General features: G+C 71.8%; 12 protein-coding genes. 7 read left to right on the plus strand and 5 right to left on the minus strand.

What is annotated here, in order from left to right:
• Nucleotides 1-100 precede the first annotated feature (100 nt).
• Nucleotides 101-1,099: a YhdH/YhfP family quinone oxidoreductase gene (locus M503_RS0112200; RefSeq protein WP_028918905.1), complete on the plus strand. Its 999-nt coding sequence runs from the start codon at nucleotides 101-103 to the stop codon at nucleotides 1,097-1,099.
• Between the two features lie 219 nt (nucleotides 1,100-1,318).
• Nucleotides 1,319-1,714: a twitching motility response regulator PilH gene (pilH, locus tag M503_RS0112205; protein WP_024869073.1), complete on the plus strand. Its 396-nt coding sequence runs from the start codon at nucleotides 1,319-1,321 to the stop codon at nucleotides 1,712-1,714.
• A gap of 7 nt (nucleotides 1,715-1,721) precedes the next feature.
• On the opposite strand, the gene M503_RS0112210 is transcribed toward pilH, so the two are convergent.
• Nucleotides 1,722-2,582, minus strand: coding sequence for a DnaJ C-terminal domain-containing protein (locus tag M503_RS0112210; RefSeq protein ID WP_028918906.1), 861 nt, complete (start codon nucleotides 2,580-2,582; stop codon nucleotides 1,722-1,724).
• A 166-nt stretch (nucleotides 2,583-2,748) separates the two neighbouring features.
• Nucleotides 2,749-3,189 (minus strand): Hsp20/alpha crystallin family protein, encoded by a 441-nt coding sequence (locus M503_RS0112215; RefSeq protein WP_024869075.1) that lies wholly within the window; start codon nucleotides 3,187-3,189, stop codon nucleotides 2,749-2,751.
• A 174-nt stretch (nucleotides 3,190-3,363) separates the two neighbouring features.
• On the opposite strand from M503_RS0112215, the gene M503_RS0112220 reads away from it, so the two are divergent.
• Entirely contained in the window at nucleotides 3,364-3,843 is a 480-nt protein-coding gene (locus M503_RS0112220) for a peroxiredoxin (RefSeq protein WP_028918907.1), read from the plus strand.
• Nucleotides 3,844-3,849: 6 nt separating this feature from the next.
• On the opposite strand, the gene M503_RS0112225 is transcribed toward M503_RS0112220, so the two are convergent.
• The 3 genes from M503_RS0112225 to M503_RS0112235 all read right to left on the minus strand — a co-directional run bounded on the left by M503_RS0112225 (nucleotide 3,850) and on the right by M503_RS0112235 (nucleotide 8,743).
• Nucleotides 3,850-4,878, minus strand: coding sequence for a cysteine synthase A (locus M503_RS0112225; protein WP_028918908.1), 1,029 nt, complete (start codon nucleotides 4,876-4,878; stop codon nucleotides 3,850-3,852).
• A gap of 66 nt (nucleotides 4,879-4,944) precedes the next feature.
• A complete protein-coding gene (gene pbpC / locus M503_RS0112230; protein ID WP_028918909.1) occupies nucleotides 4,945-7,380 on the minus strand; it encodes a penicillin-binding protein 1C in 2,436 nt (811 codons plus the stop codon).
• A gap of 160 nt (nucleotides 7,381-7,540) precedes the next feature.
• Nucleotides 7,541-8,743 (minus strand): acyl-CoA dehydrogenase family protein, encoded by a 1,203-nt coding sequence (locus tag M503_RS0112235; protein ID WP_428992208.1) that lies wholly within the window; start codon nucleotides 8,741-8,743, stop codon nucleotides 7,541-7,543.
• Between the two features lie 76 nt (nucleotides 8,744-8,819).
• Here M503_RS0112235 and M503_RS0112240 point away from each other — a divergent pair, with 76 nt between their 5' ends.
• From M503_RS0112240 to M503_RS16455, 4 genes are read left to right on the plus strand one after another with little or no spacing between them, the layout of a single operon-like run.
• The gene (locus M503_RS0112240; protein WP_028918911.1) at nucleotides 8,820-9,749 is read left to right on the plus strand and encodes an ArsR/SmtB family transcription factor; all 930 of its coding nucleotides are present in this window, start codon (nucleotides 8,820-8,822) and stop codon (nucleotides 9,747-9,749) included.
• A 9-nt stretch (nucleotides 9,750-9,758) separates the two neighbouring features.
• Nucleotides 9,759-10,856 carry a homocysteine S-methyltransferase family protein gene (locus M503_RS0112245; RefSeq protein WP_028918912.1) on the plus strand — a complete coding sequence of 366 codons (1,098 nt, stop codon included), beginning with the start codon at nucleotides 9,759-9,761 and terminating at the stop codon, nucleotides 10,854-10,856.
• Nucleotides 10,853-13,537 carry a methionine synthase gene (gene metH, locus M503_RS0112250; protein ID WP_028918913.1) on the plus strand — a complete coding sequence of 895 codons (2,685 nt, stop codon included), beginning with the start codon at nucleotides 10,853-10,855 and terminating at the stop codon, nucleotides 13,535-13,537. Before M503_RS0112245 ends, metH begins: the two co-directional genes overlap by 4 nt.
• Nucleotides 13,538-13,591: 54 nt before the next feature.
• Entirely contained in the window at nucleotides 13,592-14,491 is a 900-nt protein-coding gene (locus tag M503_RS16455) for an NAD-dependent epimerase/dehydratase family protein (protein WP_037061348.1), read from the plus strand.
• The last annotated feature ends 142 nt before the right edge of the window (nucleotides 14,492-14,633 follow it).

Consider the following 14,633-nt stretch of genomic DNA (forward strand, 5'->3'; position numbering starts at 1 on the left):
TCTATTCGCAGCCCCGTGCGGCGAGGAGACTTGCGCACGCGCTGGCGTCGTGCGCAGGCGGCGGATAAAGTCGAAGCATCCGCAGTCGCACCGCACGACCATGGCCACCATCGACAGCTTCCCCGCCTTCCGCATCCACAACGACGACGCCGGCTACCGTTCCGGCATCGAGACGCTGTCGCTGGACCAGCTGTCTCCCGGCGAAGTCGTGGTCAAGGCCGAGTGGTCCTCGGTGAACTACAAGGACGCGCTGGCCGGCACCGGCAAGGGCAGGATCCTGCGCCGCTTCCCGCTGGTCGGCGGCATCGACGTGGCCGGCCACGTGGTCGCGTCCACCGCTCCCGGGTTCCGCGAAGGCGACCCGGTGCTGGTCACCGGTTGCGGCCTCAGCGAGACCCGCGACGGCGGCTACGCCGCCTATGCGCGCCTGCCCGCCGAGTGGGTGATCGCCCTGCCCCGCGGCCTGTCGCTGCGCGAATCGATGGTGCTGGGCACCGCCGGCTTCACCGCCGCGCTGGCCCTGTACCGCATGCGCGAGAACCGCCAGCGTCCCGAATTCGGCCCGCTGGCGGTGACCGGTGCGACCGGCGGCGTCGGCTCGATGGCCGTGGCCATCTTCAGCAAGGCCGGCTACGAAGTGCACGCGATCAGCGGCAAGGCCGACCAGGCCGGATACCTCGAGTCGCTCGGCGCGAAGGAAGTGCTCGGCCGCGATGCGCTGGCCGCGAACCGGCCGCTGGAATCGGTGCGCTTCGGCGGCGGCTTGGACAACGTCGGCGGACCGATGCTGGTCAGCCTGCTGGCGCAGACCGCGCCCTACGGCAACGTCGCCTCGGCCGGCCTCGCCGCGACCCCGGGGCTGGACGCGCTGACGGTGATGCCCTTCATCCTGCGCGGCGTGTCGCTGCTGGGCATCGGCTCGGCCGGCACCGCCCGCGACATCCGCGACGACATCTGGGCGCTGCTGGCGAACGAATGGAAGCCGGCGATGCTGGACGCGATCTGCACCCGCGAAGCCACGCTGGAGGAGCTGCCGGGCGTGTTCGACACCATGCTCGCCGGCGGCTCGCTGGGCCGCACCGTGGTCCGCCTGCCCTGACCCGACGCGGCTGCCCCAACGCGGGCGGCCGTCCCACAGCCATCCCGCGCGTGCTGCGCTGCCGCGGGCGAACTTGGCCAGGCCCGGCCGCCGGCGTGCCGCTCAGCCCCCGCCATCGCCCGCAGTTCCGCCCGGACCGCCCCCCGTCCGAGGGGAGGCTTCCTGCGGCCGCATCCAGCGTCTACACTCCGGCGCGGGGAAAAAACACCGGGGACGCACATGGCACGTATCCTGATCGTGGACGATTCGCCCTCCCAGCTGATGGGGATCCAGCGCATCGTGGAGAAGCTGGGTCATGAGACCCTGACCGCCGAGGACGGCGCCGCCGGCGTGGAACTGGCCAAGGCCGAGTTGCCCGACCTGATCCTGATGGACGTGGTGATGCCGAACCTCAACGGGTTCCAGGCCACCCGCCAGCTCAGCCGCGAGGCCAGCACGCGCGACATCCCGGTGGTCCTGGTGACCACCAAGGACCAGGACACCGACCGGATGTGGGGCATGCGCCAGGGCGCGCGCGCCTACCTGACCAAGCCGTTCGCCGAGGCCGACCTGCTCGACGTCATCGACCGCCTGCTCGGCGGTGGTGGCGAGGCCCCGGCCGCTTCCGAGGCCTGAGCCGTCCTCAATCGCCGAACGCGCGCGCCAGGTCGCGATAGGCCTGGTGCTGCGCCTCGCTGGCCGGCGCCGGCGCCTGCACTTCCAGTTCCACGATCTGGTCGCCCGGGGGATCGCCGGGCAGGCCGCGGCCGCGCAGGCGCAGCTTGCGCCCGGCGTCCGAACCGGCCGGGATCTTCAGCTCCACCGGCCCGCCGAGGGTCGGCACGCTGACCGTGGTCCCCAGCGCCGCCTGCCAGGCCGGCAGCGGCAGGGTGTAGAGGATGTTGCGCCCGTCCACCTCGAACTGCGGGTGGGCCTTGTACTCGATCTCCAGCAGCAGGTTGCCGCCGCCGGCGCCCTGCCCGGCCAGCCGGATCGCCTGGCCGGCGCGGATGCCCCTGGGTACCTTCACGTCCAGCTGGCGCCCGTCGAGGGTGATACGCACGCTGTCGCCGCGGTAGACCGCCTCCAGCGGCACCGACAGGCGCGCGCGGCTGTCGCCGCGCGGCTGCGGGCCGGCGCCGCGCTGGCGCGCGAACAGGCTCTCGAAGAAGTCGCTGAAGCCGCCGCCAGCGCCGCGGCCGCCCATGTCGCCGAAGATCTCGTCGAAGTCGAAGCCGCCGCCGTCGAAGCCGCCCGGCGGCGGGTGGAACTCCTGCCCGGGCCGGTAGCCGCGCGCGCGCAGCTGGTCGTAGGCGGCGCGCTTCTGCGGGTCGCGCAGCGCCTCGTAGGCCTCGCCGACCGCCTTGAAGCGCTCCTCGGCGTCCGGCTCCTTGCTCACGTCGGGGTGGTACTTGCGGGCCAGCCGGCGGTAGGCCGACTTGATCTCGGCCTCGCCGGCACTCGGCTCGACGCCGAGGATCGCGTAGTAATCCTTGAATTCCATCATTCACCCTGCGATGCCGCGCACGCCGAGGCTGCGCGGGCCTGGAAACACGAAAGGCCCGTGACGCGGACGCCACGGGCCCATTCTATGCCTGCCGGGGTGAGCGTCCCGCCGATCGCCTGCCTGGCGGGCGATCGGCGTCCCCCGGACGGTGTGCGGCGCGGCGTTACTGCACCTGGATGCGGCGCGGCGTCGCCTGCGGGCGTTTGGGGATGTCGATGCGCAGCACGCCGTTGCGGCCGGTGGCGGTGATGCCGTCCGGATCGGCGCTTTCCGGCAGCGCGAAGCGGCGGTGGAACGCGCCCCAGGAACGCTCGCGGCGCGACCAGCCCTCGCCTTCGCTGGTGCTCTCGGCGGCGCGCTCGCCCTTGATGCTGAGGATCCCCTGGTCCATCTGCACCTCGATGTCCTTCGGGTCCACGCCCGGGATGTCGGCGAAGATGACGAAGCGTTCGGCCTCCTCGCGGATGTCCACGCGCGGCGCCCACTGGCTGGTCACCACGTCGGACGGATCGGTACCGGCGTCGCCGATGAGGCGCTCGAACACCTGCCGGAACTCTTCCTGCAGGCTGCGGCCGGGGAAGCTGTTGTAACGGACGATAGCCATGCAATCCTCCTTTGTTTCCAGTCGTTCTGGCCGCGGCGGTGTTCCGCGGCGATGCCAGGAAAATGGGTGCCGTCGCCCACGATTCAAGCGCCGCACACCCCGCGGACACGCGGCTGCGGCTAGACTCCGTTCAGCCTCGGCGTCCCGCCGCGCCCCTTCCCCGGAGTCCGCAACATGACCATCCAGATCGGCGACCCCATCCCCGAAGTCGTGCTCAAGCGCATCCGCGACGGCGTGGAAAGCGTCGACACCCCGACCCTCTTCCAGGGCCGCAAGGTGCTGCTGTTCGCCGTGCCCGGCGCGTTCACCCCGACCTGCTCGGAGAAGCACCTGCCCGGCTTCATCAACCGCTTCGAGGATTTCCGCAGCCGCGGCATCGACGTGGTGTGCATGGCGGTCAACGACCCGTTCGTGATGCAGGCCTGGGGCCGCACCCTGCAGGCGCCGGAAGGCCTGCAGCTGGTCTCCGACGGCAATGCCGACCTGACCCGCGCCCTGGGCCTGGAGATGGATGCCAGCGGCTACGGCATGGGCATCCGCGCGCGCCGCTTCGCCCTGTACGCCGAGGACGGCGTGGTCCGGCAGCTGTTCGTCGAGGCGCCGGGCGAGTTCAAGGTGTCCTCGGCCGACTACGTGCTCGAGCACCTGGGCTGAGCTGGCTCAGCCGGGAAACGCGCGCTCCAGCCATTCCGGTACCGGCAGGCCCTTGTCGCGCAGGAATCCGGGATTGAACAGCTTGGCCTGGTAGCGCGTGCCGGCGTCGGCGATCACGGTGACGATGGTGTGGCCCGGCCCCAGCGCGCGGGCCAGGCGCACCGCGCCGGCCACGTTCACCCCGCTGGAACCGCCGGCGTTGATGCCCTCGTCGTGCATCAGCGCGTGCACCCACGGCACCGATTCGGTGTCGGGGATCGACCAGGCCAGGTCGACGGGCGCGCCCGCGAAATTCGCGGTCACCCGGCTGGAACCGATGCCCTCGCTGATCGAGCCGCCCTCGGCCTTCAGCTCGCCGGTGTTGATGTAGCTGGCCAGCGCCGAGCCGGCCGGATCGGCCAGGGCGATGGTCACCATGGGCTTGAGCAGCTTCAGCGCGCGTCCGACGCCGGCCAGCGTGCCGCCGGTCCCGGTCGCACAGACGAAACCGTCGACGCGGCCACCGGTCTGCTCCCAGATTTCGACGCCGGTGGTGGCCTCGTGGAAATCGCGGTTGGCGGTGTTGTCGAACTGGTCGGCGAACCACGCGCTGCCCGGGTCGGCGGCGTTCATCGCCTCGGCCAGGCGCCGCGCCTGGTGCGCGTAGTGGTCGGGATTGGCGTACGGCACGGCCGGCACCAGCCGCACCTCGGCGCCGGTGACGCGCAGCGCGTCGATCTTCTCGCGGCTCTGCGTCTGCGGCATGGTGATGATGGTGCGGTAGCCGCGGCTGGCGCCGATCAGCGCCAGGCCGATGCCGGTGTTGCCGGCGGTGCCCTCGACGATCGTGCCGCCCGGGCGCAGCGCGCCGCGCCGTTCGGCGTCCAGCAGCAGGCCCAGCGCGGTGCGGTCCTTGATCGAGCCGCCGGGATTGGCCGATTCCAGCTTGGCGAGGATTTCGCAGCCGGTCTGCTCCGAGGCCTGGCGCAGGCGCAGCAGCGGGGTGTGGCCGATCGCGGCGGCCAGGTCGGTGGCGATCACGGGATAGGCAGTCATCGCGGTCACCGGCAAATGAAAGGGGCTACAGGATAGCGGCGCCGCACCCCGGCGCGCGCAGAGCCCTCAGCGGCCGGCACCCGCGCGTTCGAGCACCCCGCTGCCGCCGTCATCCACGCCGGCGACGCGGAAGCGCACCTGCGCCCAGGCGCCGCTGCCAGCCAGCGCGGTGAGCACGTGCTCGCCGCGGCCGGCACCGGCGTAGTCGTGCTCGAAACCGGCCACGCCGTCGCCATGCGCCAGCGGGCGGCCGTCCAGCAGCCACTGCACCGGGCCGTTGGCGCCCAGCGCGCGCACCCGCACGCGCAGGCCGCGCCCGCTTCCCGGTGGCGGCAGCAGGGTCGCGCCGTCGGCGATGCCCTCGATGCGCAGCGCGGCCAGCGCATCGCGCCCGTCCGGCGCGCAGTCCGGCGCCAGCGGCGGCAGCCGTGAGGCGCGGCGTTCGGCCGCCGACAGCCACGGCGACAGCAGCGCCGGCCAGCGCGCGATCACGGCCGGCCGCGACGCGTGCGGACGCGCGCATTCGGCCGACAACCGCTGGCCGGTGTCCGCGTCGACCACGAAGCGCTCGATTCCCGCGCTCCACAACCGCGCGCCGCGTTCGGCCAGGGTCGGCGGCATCGACCCGTCGAGGCGCCAGGCGCGCAGGCGTCGTGCGCACAGCCCCGGCGGCGTGTCCGCGGCGGCCAGGCCCAGCGGCCAGCACGCGTCCACCGCATCGACCGTCGCCGGCCGCGGCAGCGGGTCGGTGTCGCCACGTTCGCGCGGCAGGCTGTCGATGGTTTCCAGCAGCAGCGGCAGCGCGGTGATCGCGCCGTACTGGCCCGGCAGCGGCGTGCCGTCGGGACGCCCGACCCAGACACCGACGGTGTAGCGGCGCGTGCCACCCACCGCCCAGGCATCGCGGAAGCCGTAACTGGTGCCGGTCTTCCACGCCACCCGTGGCCGCGTGGCGGTGTCGAAGGCCAGCTGCGGCAGCCCCGGGCGCGGGCTGGACTGCAGGATCTCGTGGACGATCCACGCCGCGCCCGGCGACAGCAGCCGCCGTTCGACCAGCGGCTGCCGGGGCGTGTAGCGCACCTGCGCGGCCAGGCCGCCGCGCTGGAACGCGGCGAAGGCGCCGACCAGGTCCTCCAGGCGCACGCCGGTGCCGCCCAGGATCAGCGCCAGGTTCGGCCTGGCGCCGCGCGGAAAACGCAGCGCCAACCCGGCATGGTCCAGCCGCGCGGTGAACCGCGCCGGCCCGATCCGGTCCAGCAGGTCCACCGCCGGCACGTTGAGCGACAGGCGCAGCGCGGTGGCGGCGCCGACCGGGCCGTTGAAGGCCTCGCCGAAGTTTCCCGGGCGGTAGCCGTCGAAATCCTGCGGCGCGTCGACCAGCAGGCTTTCAGAATGGATCAGGCCATCGTCCAGGGCCATGCCGTAGAGGAACGGCTTGAGCGTCGAGCCGGGCGAGCGCCAGGCGCGGACCATGTCGACGTGGCCCTGCCGTTCGCGGTCACCGAACTCTACCGAGCCGACATAGGCGCGCGCCTGCATGTCGCGGTTGTCGACCACCAGCAGCGCCGCCGAGGTACGCGGCGGCAGCGCGGCGAAGTAGCCGGCCACGCGCTCCTCCAGCGCCCGCTGCAGGTCGGCGTCGATGGTGGTGGCGATATGGCGCGCGCCCGGTTGCTCCTGGCGCAGGCGCTGCGCCAGCAGCGCCGCATGCACCGGCACGCGCAGGGAACGGGCGACCACCGGCTCGATCCGCGCGTCCTCCACCTCCTGCGCGCCCCACGTGCCCAGCATGCGCATCCGCTCCAGCACCTTGTCGCGCGCGGCACGTGCGGCTCCAGGGTGGCGGTCGGGACGCAGCCGGCTCGGGGCCTGCGGCAGCACCGCCAGCAGCGCGGCTTCCGCATGCGACAGCCGCGAGGCCGGCTTGCCCAGGTAGGCCCAGCTGGCCGCCTCCACGCCTTCGATGGTGCCGCCGAACGGCGCGCGTTCCAGGTACAGCTGCAGGATCTGCTCCTTGGACAGCCGCGCCTCCAGCTGCAGCGCGCGCGCCATCTGCCGCAGCTTGCCGCCGGCGCTGCGGGTGTCGCCTCCGTCGAGGATGCGCGCCACCTGCATGGTCAGGGTCGAACCGCCGGAGACGATGCCGCCGCTGCGCAGCCACTGCCAGGCCGCGCGCGCCAGCGCCGCCGGGTTCACGCCCGGGTGGTGGCGGAACCAGCGGTCCTCGTAGCCCAGCAGGGCCTGCAGGTACAGCGGCGATACCGATTCCGGCGTGGCCGGGTAGCGCCACACGCCTTCGGCATCGGCGAAGGCGCGCAGTGGCGTGCCGTCGGCGGCGGTGACCACGGTGGCGCTGCCGGAAGCGCGCGGCAGCGGCGGCGGGAAGGCCAGGTCGAGCACCAGCGCCGCCAGCAGCACGGCCACCGTGCCCCAGCGCAGCCACGGCAGCGCGCGGCGCAGGCGTCCGCGCCGTCCACCGTCGCCCTTGCCGCCCCGATTCATCGCCGCCCCTCCGGATCCATGCGGCCATTTGAAGCGATCCGCCGCAGGCGTGGAAGCCGGGGGCGCAGCCTGCCGGCTTCCGCCGCACTTTCCGCGCCGCCGCCACAAAAGGAAACGGGGCCTCGCGGCCCCGTCTCCATCCCCTGCAAAGGACCGCTGCTCAGCGCAGGCCGGTCTCGGCGCGGGCGATCACCATGCGCTGGATCTCCGAGGTGCCCTCGTAGATCTCGGTGATCTTGGCGTCGCGGAAGTAGCGCTCCAGCGGCATTTCCTTCGAGTAGCCCATGCCGCCGTGGATCTGCACCGCCTGGTGGGTGATCCACATCGCCGCCTCGGAGGCGGTCAGCTTGGCGATCGCGGCCTCGGCCGAGAACGGCTTGCCCTGGCCCTTCAGCCAGGCCGCGCGCAGGGTCAGCAGCAGCGACGCGTCGAGCTTGCACTTCATGTCGGCGATCTTGGCCTGGGTCATCTGGAAGGTGCCGATCGGCGCGCCGAAGGCCTTGCGCTCGCGCACGTATTCCAGGGTCTTCTCGTAGGCCGCGCGGGCGATGCCGATGGCCTGCGAGGCGATGCCGATGCGGCCGGCGTCCAGCACGCCCATGGCGATCTTGAAGCCCTGGCCTTCCTCGCCCAGCACGTCTTCCGGGCCGACCACGTAGTCGGCGAACTCGATCTCGCAGGTGGCCGAGGCGCGGATGCCCAGCTTCGGCTCGGTCTTGCCGCGATGGAAGCCCGGCTTGGCGGTGTCGATCATGAAGGCGGTGATGCCGCGCGAACCCTTCTCCGGCTCGCTCATCGCGAACAGGACGATGTACCTGGCCACCGGGCCGCTGGTGATCCAGCTCTTCTTGCCGTTGATCACGAAGCTGCCGTCGGCCTGCTTGACCGCGCGGCAACGCATGGCGGTGGCGTCGGAACCGGACTGCGGCTCGGTCAGGGCGAAGGCGCCGATCTCGCGGCCCTCGGCGATCGCGCGCACGTACTTCTGCTTCTGCTCCTCGGTGCCGAACTTGAGGATGCCGTTGCAGAACAGCGAGTTGTTGACCGACATGATGGTCGAGTGCGCGGCGTCGCCCGCGGCGATCTCGATCATCGCCAGCACGTAGCTGACCGGATCCATGCCGGCGCCGCCGTACTCGGTCGGCACCTCGATGCCCATCAGGCCGTTCTCGCCCAGCAGCTGGATGTTGGCCAGCGGGAACTCGCCGGTCTGGTCATGGTGCTCGGCGCTCGGCGCGATCACGTCCTGGGCGATGCGGCGCGCCGCGTCCTGCAGCATCAGTTGTTCTTCGGTAAAGCTGAAATCCACGGGGCGACCCCTCTCCGGTCTGGGCGATGCTTCCCATTGTAACCACCTCGCCATTCGGCGGCGTATGCCGCTTGACCGCCGACAGGGCCCGGGGCAACAATTATCGCTATATCGCGATGGGAAGATATTTATGGATCTGGAGGACTGGTCGGTCCGGCTGAAGGTCTTTGCCGATGCCACCCGGGTGCGCCTGCTGGCGCTACTGGAGCTGGAGGAGCTGACCGTGGCCGAGTTGTCCTCGATCACCCGCCTGGCGCAACCGCGCGTGTCCACCCACCTGGCCAAGCTCAAGGAAGCCGGGCTGGTACGCGACCGCCGCGCCGGCGTCTCCGCCTACTACCGCTTCGACGAGGCGGCGCTGGACCCGGCCCAGCGCGCCCTGTGGCAGGCGCTGAGCACCGGCAGCGACGATCCGCTGCTGCGCCAGGACGCCGAGCGCCTGCCCGCCGTGCTGGCCGCCCGCGCCGCCGACCAGAACTGGGCCGACAGCGTCGCCGGCGACATGGAACGCCACTATTCCCCCGGTCGCACCTGGGAAGCGCTGGCACGCAGCGCGCTGCCGCTGCTGCACACCGGCGACGTGCTCGACATCGCCTCCGGCGACGGCGTGCTGGCCGAGCTGCTGGCCCCGCATTCGCACCGCTACGTCTGCATCGACACCAGCGCGCGCGTGGTCGCCGCCGCCAGCGAGCGCCTGCGCCGGCTGGAGAACGTCGAGGTCCGCGAGGGCGACATGCACGCCCTGCCCTTCCGCGACGGCAGCTTCGACCTGGTCGTGCTGATGCACGCGCTGACCTATTCGACCAGACCGGCACAGGCCGTGTCCGAGGCGGCGCGCGTGCTGCGCAAGGGCGGCCGCCTGCTGCTGAGCAGCCTGGCCCGGCACGAACACAAGGCGGTGGTGGAGACCTACGGCCACGTGAACCTGGGCTTCGCCGCCAAGGAACTGCGCCGGTTCGCGGAGAAGGCCGGGCTGGCGGTGACCAGCCTGGAGACCGTGACCCGCGAACGCCGGCCACCGCATTTCGAAGTGATCTCGCTGATCGCGCAGAAGCCCTGAGTAACGACCATGACCCGTGCCCTCCCCTGGCTGCATCCCGAACGCGTCGCCCTGCTCGAGCGCGGCCTGCGCGAACGCATCCTGGTCATCGACGGGGCGATGGGCACCATGATCCAGCGCCAGGGCCTGGCCGAGGCCGACTACCGCGGCGAGCGCTTCGCCGAAGGCTACGACGCCCGCCACCACCCGGCCCACGAAGACCACGGCCCGCAGTGCGGCCATGACCTCAAAGGCAACAACGACCTGCTGCTGCTCACCCGGCCCGAGGTGATCGCCGGGATCCATGCCGCCTACCTCGAAGCCGGCGCGGACTTCGTCGAGACCAACACCTTCAACGCGACCTCGGTCAGCCAGGCCGATTACCACCTCGAGCACCTGGTCTACGAGCTCAACCGCGCCGGCGCGCGCGTCGCCCGCGAGGCCTGCGACGCGGCCGAGGCGCGCACGCCGGACCAGCCGCGCTTCGTGATCGGCGTGCTCGGCCCGACCAGCCGCACCGCCTCGATCAGCCCGGACGTCAACGATCCCGGCTTCCGCAACACCAGCTTCGACGAACTGCGCGCGACCTACCGCGAGGCGGTGGAAGGCCTCGTCGACGGCGGCGCCGACACGATCATGGTCGAGACCATCTTCGACACGCTCAACGCCAAGGCCGCGCTGTTCGCCATCGAGGAAGTGTTCGACGCCCGCGGGGCGCGCCTGCCGGTGATGATCTCCGGCACGATCACCGACGCCTCCGGCCGCACCCTGTCCGGGCAGACCGCCGAGGCTTTCCACACCTCGCTGGCCCACGCGCGGCCGCTGTCGATCGGCCTGAACTGCGCGCTCGGCGCGCGCGAGCTGCGCCCGCACGTGGAGGCGCTCGCCCAGGTCTCGCCGTTCTACGTCAGCGCCCATCCCAACGCCGGCCTGCCCAACGCCTTCGGCGGCTACGACGAGACGCCCGGGGAGATGGCCGCCACCCTGCGCGAGTTCGCCGAGGCCGGCCTGCTCAACATGGTCGGCGGCTGCTGCGGCACCACCCCCGACCACATCCGCGCCATCGCCGAGGCCGTGCGCGGGCTGCCGCCGCGGATCCCGGCAGGCGCACTGGAGCAGGCCGCATGAACGACGCGCCCCGCTACACCCGGCTGTCCGGCCTGGAGCCGCTGGTCATCACCCCGGAGCTGCTGTTCGTCAACATCGGCGAACGCACCAACGTCACCGGCAGCGCCCAGTTCCGCAAGCTGATCAAGGAGGAACGCTACGCCGAGGCGGTGGAGGTGGCGCGCCAGCAGGTCGACAACGGCGCGCAGATCCTCGACGTGAACATGGACGAGGGCCTGATCGACTCGGAGAAGGCCATGGTCAGGTTCCTCAACCTGATCGCCGCCGAGCCGGACATCGCCCGGATCCCGGTGATGGTCGACTCCTCGAAGTGGGAGGTGATCGAGGCCGGCCTGAAGTGCCTGCAGGGCAAGGGCGTGGTCAACTCGATCTCGCTCAAGGAAGGCAGGGACGTGTTCGTCGAGCACGCGCGCAAGGTCCTGCGCTACGGCGCGGCCGCAGTGGTGATGGCCTTCGACGAGCAGGGCCAGGCCGACACCTGCGCGCGCAAGGTCGAGATCTGCACCCGCGCCTACCGCATCCTGGTCGACGAGGTCGGGTTCCCGCCGGAAGACATCATCTTCGACCCGAACATCTTCGCGATCGCCACCGGCATCGAGGAGCACGACAACTACGCGGTGGACTTCATCGAGGCCGCCCGGATCATCCGCCAGACCCTGCCGCACTGCCACGTGTCCGGCGGCGTGTCGAACGTGTCGTTCTCCTTCCGCGGCAACGAGACCGTGCGCGGCGCGATCCATTCGGTATTCCTGTACCACGCCATCCGCGCCGGCATGGACATGGGCATCGTCAACGCCGGCGCGCTGCCGGTGTACGACGACCTGGATCCGGAGCTGCGCGAACGCGTGGAGGACGTGGTCCTCAACCGCCGCCGCGACGCCACCGAGCGCCTGCTGGAGATCGCCGAGCGTTACAAGGGGAAGAAGGGCGGGAAGAAGACCGAGGACCTGGCCTGGCGGCAGAAGCCCGTGCGCGAGCGCCTGGCCCACGCCCTGGTCCATGGCATCGACGCCTTCGTCGAAGAGGACACCGAGGAGGCCCGCCAGCAGGCTGCGCGCCCGCTCGACGTGATCGAAGGCCCGCTGATGGACGGCATGAACGTGGTGGGCGACCTGTTCGGCGCCGGCAAGATGTTCCTGCCGCAGGTGGTCAAGTCGGCGCGGGTGATGAAGAAGGCGGTGGCCTACCTGCTGCCCTTCATCGAGGCGGAAAAGGCCCGCACCGGCGACACTGGCAAGTCCAACGGCCGCATCGTCATGGCCACGGTCAAGGGCGACGTGCACGACATCGGCAAGAACATCGTCGGCGTGGTCCTGGCCTGCAACAACTTCGAGGTCGTCGACCTGGGCGTGATGGTGCCGGCGCAGAAGATCCTCGACACCGCGCGCGAGGTAAATGCCGACCTGATCGGCCTCTCCGGCCTGATCACCCCGTCGCTGGAGGAAATGAGCCACGTGGCGCGCGAGCTGCAGCGCCAGGGCTTCCGCACGCCGCTGATGATCGGCGGCGCCACCACCTCGCGCGCGCATACGGCGTTGAAGATCGACCCGCACTACAAGGCGCCCACGGTCTGGGTGAAGGACGCCTCGCGCGCGGTAGGCGTGGCCCAGTCGCTGATCAGCCCCGAACTGCGCGACCGCTTCGTCGCCGCCAACGACGCCGACTACGCCGAGATCCGCACCCGCCACGCCAACCGTGGCGACGCCAGGCGGCTGGTGTCGCTGGAGAAGGCGCGCGGGCAGCGCTTCGACGGCGGCTGGAACGGCTATACCCCGCCGGTGCCAAGGCAGCCCGGCGTGCACGCCTTCGACTGGCCGCTGGAAGACCTGCTGCCGGTGGTCGACTGGACCCCGTTCTTCCAGGCCTGGGAACTGTCCGGGCGCTTCCCGGCGATCCTCGAGGATCCGGTGGTCGGTGCCCAGGCCAGCGAGCTGTACCGCGATGCGCAGGCGATGCTGCGGCGGATCATCGACGAACGCTGGCTGGCCGCGCGGGCCGTCTACGGCCTGTGGCCGGCGAACAGCCGCGGCGACGACGTGGTCCTGCAGCACGGCGACGGCCCGGCCACCCTGCACTTCCTGCGCCAGCAGGTCGACAAGCCGGTGGAGCGCCCGGACTTCTGCCTGGCCGACTTCATCGCCCCGGAAGCCAGCGGCGTGCAGGACTGGATCGGCGCGTTCGCGGTCACCGCCGGCATCGGCATCGACGCGCACGTGGCCCGCTTCGAGGCGGACCACGACGACTACAACGCGATCCTGCTCAAGTCGCTGGCCGACCGCCTGGCCGAAGCGCTGGCCGAACGACTGCACCAGCGCGTGCGCACCGGATTCTGGGGCTATGCGCCGGACGAGGCGCTGGACAACGAGGCGCTGATCGCCGAGCGCTACCGCGGCATCCGCCCCGCGCCCGGCTACCCGGCCTGCCCCGACCACAGCGAGAAGGCCACCCTGTTCCGCCTGCTCGACGCCCAGGCCAACGCCGGCATGTCGCTGACCGAGAGCTTCGCCATGCTGCCGACCGCGGCGGTATCGGGCTACTACTTCAGCCACCCGGGCAGCCAGTACTTCGTGGTCGGTCGGGTCGGCAAGGACCAGGCCGCCGATTACGCCAGGCGCAAGGGCGTGCCGCTGGCGCAGGTCGAGCGCTGGCTGGCGTCGAACCTGGACTATGACCCCGAGTAACGGCCAGCGCCTGCTGTCGACCGGCTCCGCCGCGGGCCCCGCGGAGGCCGTGCGGTGAGGGTGCTGGTCACCGGCAGTGCCGGCCGCGTCGGCCGCGCGATCCATGTCGCGCTGGCCCGCGCCGGGCACGAGGTGACCGGCATCGACACCACGCCCTGCTCGACCAGCGAGCACGTTGGCGACTTCACCGATCCGCAGCTGCTCGGCCGCGCGATGGCTGGCGTCGAGGCGGTCGTCCATACCGCCGCGCTGCACGCACCGCACGTGCCGTACTTTCCCGAGGCGACGTTCCGCCGGAATAACGTCGACGGCACGCGGCGCCTGCTCGATGCCGCCACCCGCGCCGGCGTGCGGCGCATCGTGTTCACCAGCACCACCGCGCTGTACGGGGCCGCGGCCACGCCGCCCGGGCGCGCCGGCTGGGTCGACGAGGCGCTGGAGCCACAGCCGCAGACGGTCTACCACCACACCAAGCTGGAAGCCGAGGCACTGCTGGCCGGCGCCGCGGCGCAGGGCGGGCCGTCGCTGCGCATCATGCGCATGTCGCGCTGTTTCCCGGAGCCGGTACAGGTCATGGCCGCGTTCCGCCTGCACCGCGGCATCGACGTGCGCGACGTCGCCGCCGCGCACCTGGCCGCGCTCACCCACGAAGGCCCGGCCGTGGCCCGTTTCGTGGTCTCCGGTGCGACCCCGTTCGAACGCGAGGACGCCGCCGGGTTGCTGGCGGATGCGCCGGCGGTACTGGCCCGGCGTGCGCCGGCGCTCCTATCGGCGCTGGCCCTGCGCGGCTGGCTGCCGCCCTCCTCGATCGACCGGGTCTACGATCCCGGCCTGGCGATCCGCACCCTGGGCTGGCGCCCGCGCTTCGGTTTCGAGGAGGTCCTCGCCCAGTACGACGCCGGCGTCCCCGAAGTCCTGCTCTGGCGTGAGGCGCCGCCGGTTCCGCGCGACTGATCCGGCGGGCCCGGGTGTGGCGCGAGCGGTCCGCGGCGCCCTGCGCCGCGTGCCGGGCCGCCCACTCCGACACCGCGAAGGCCGCCACCGGGCCACGATCGGACCTTCCTCCCCGGGCGGCCCCTGCCGCCATCCCCGGGCC

The organism is Pseudoxanthomonas suwonensis J47 (assembly GCF_000513955.1).
GTDB lineage: Bacteria > Pseudomonadota > Gammaproteobacteria > Xanthomonadales > Xanthomonadaceae > Pseudoxanthomonas > Pseudoxanthomonas suwonensis_C.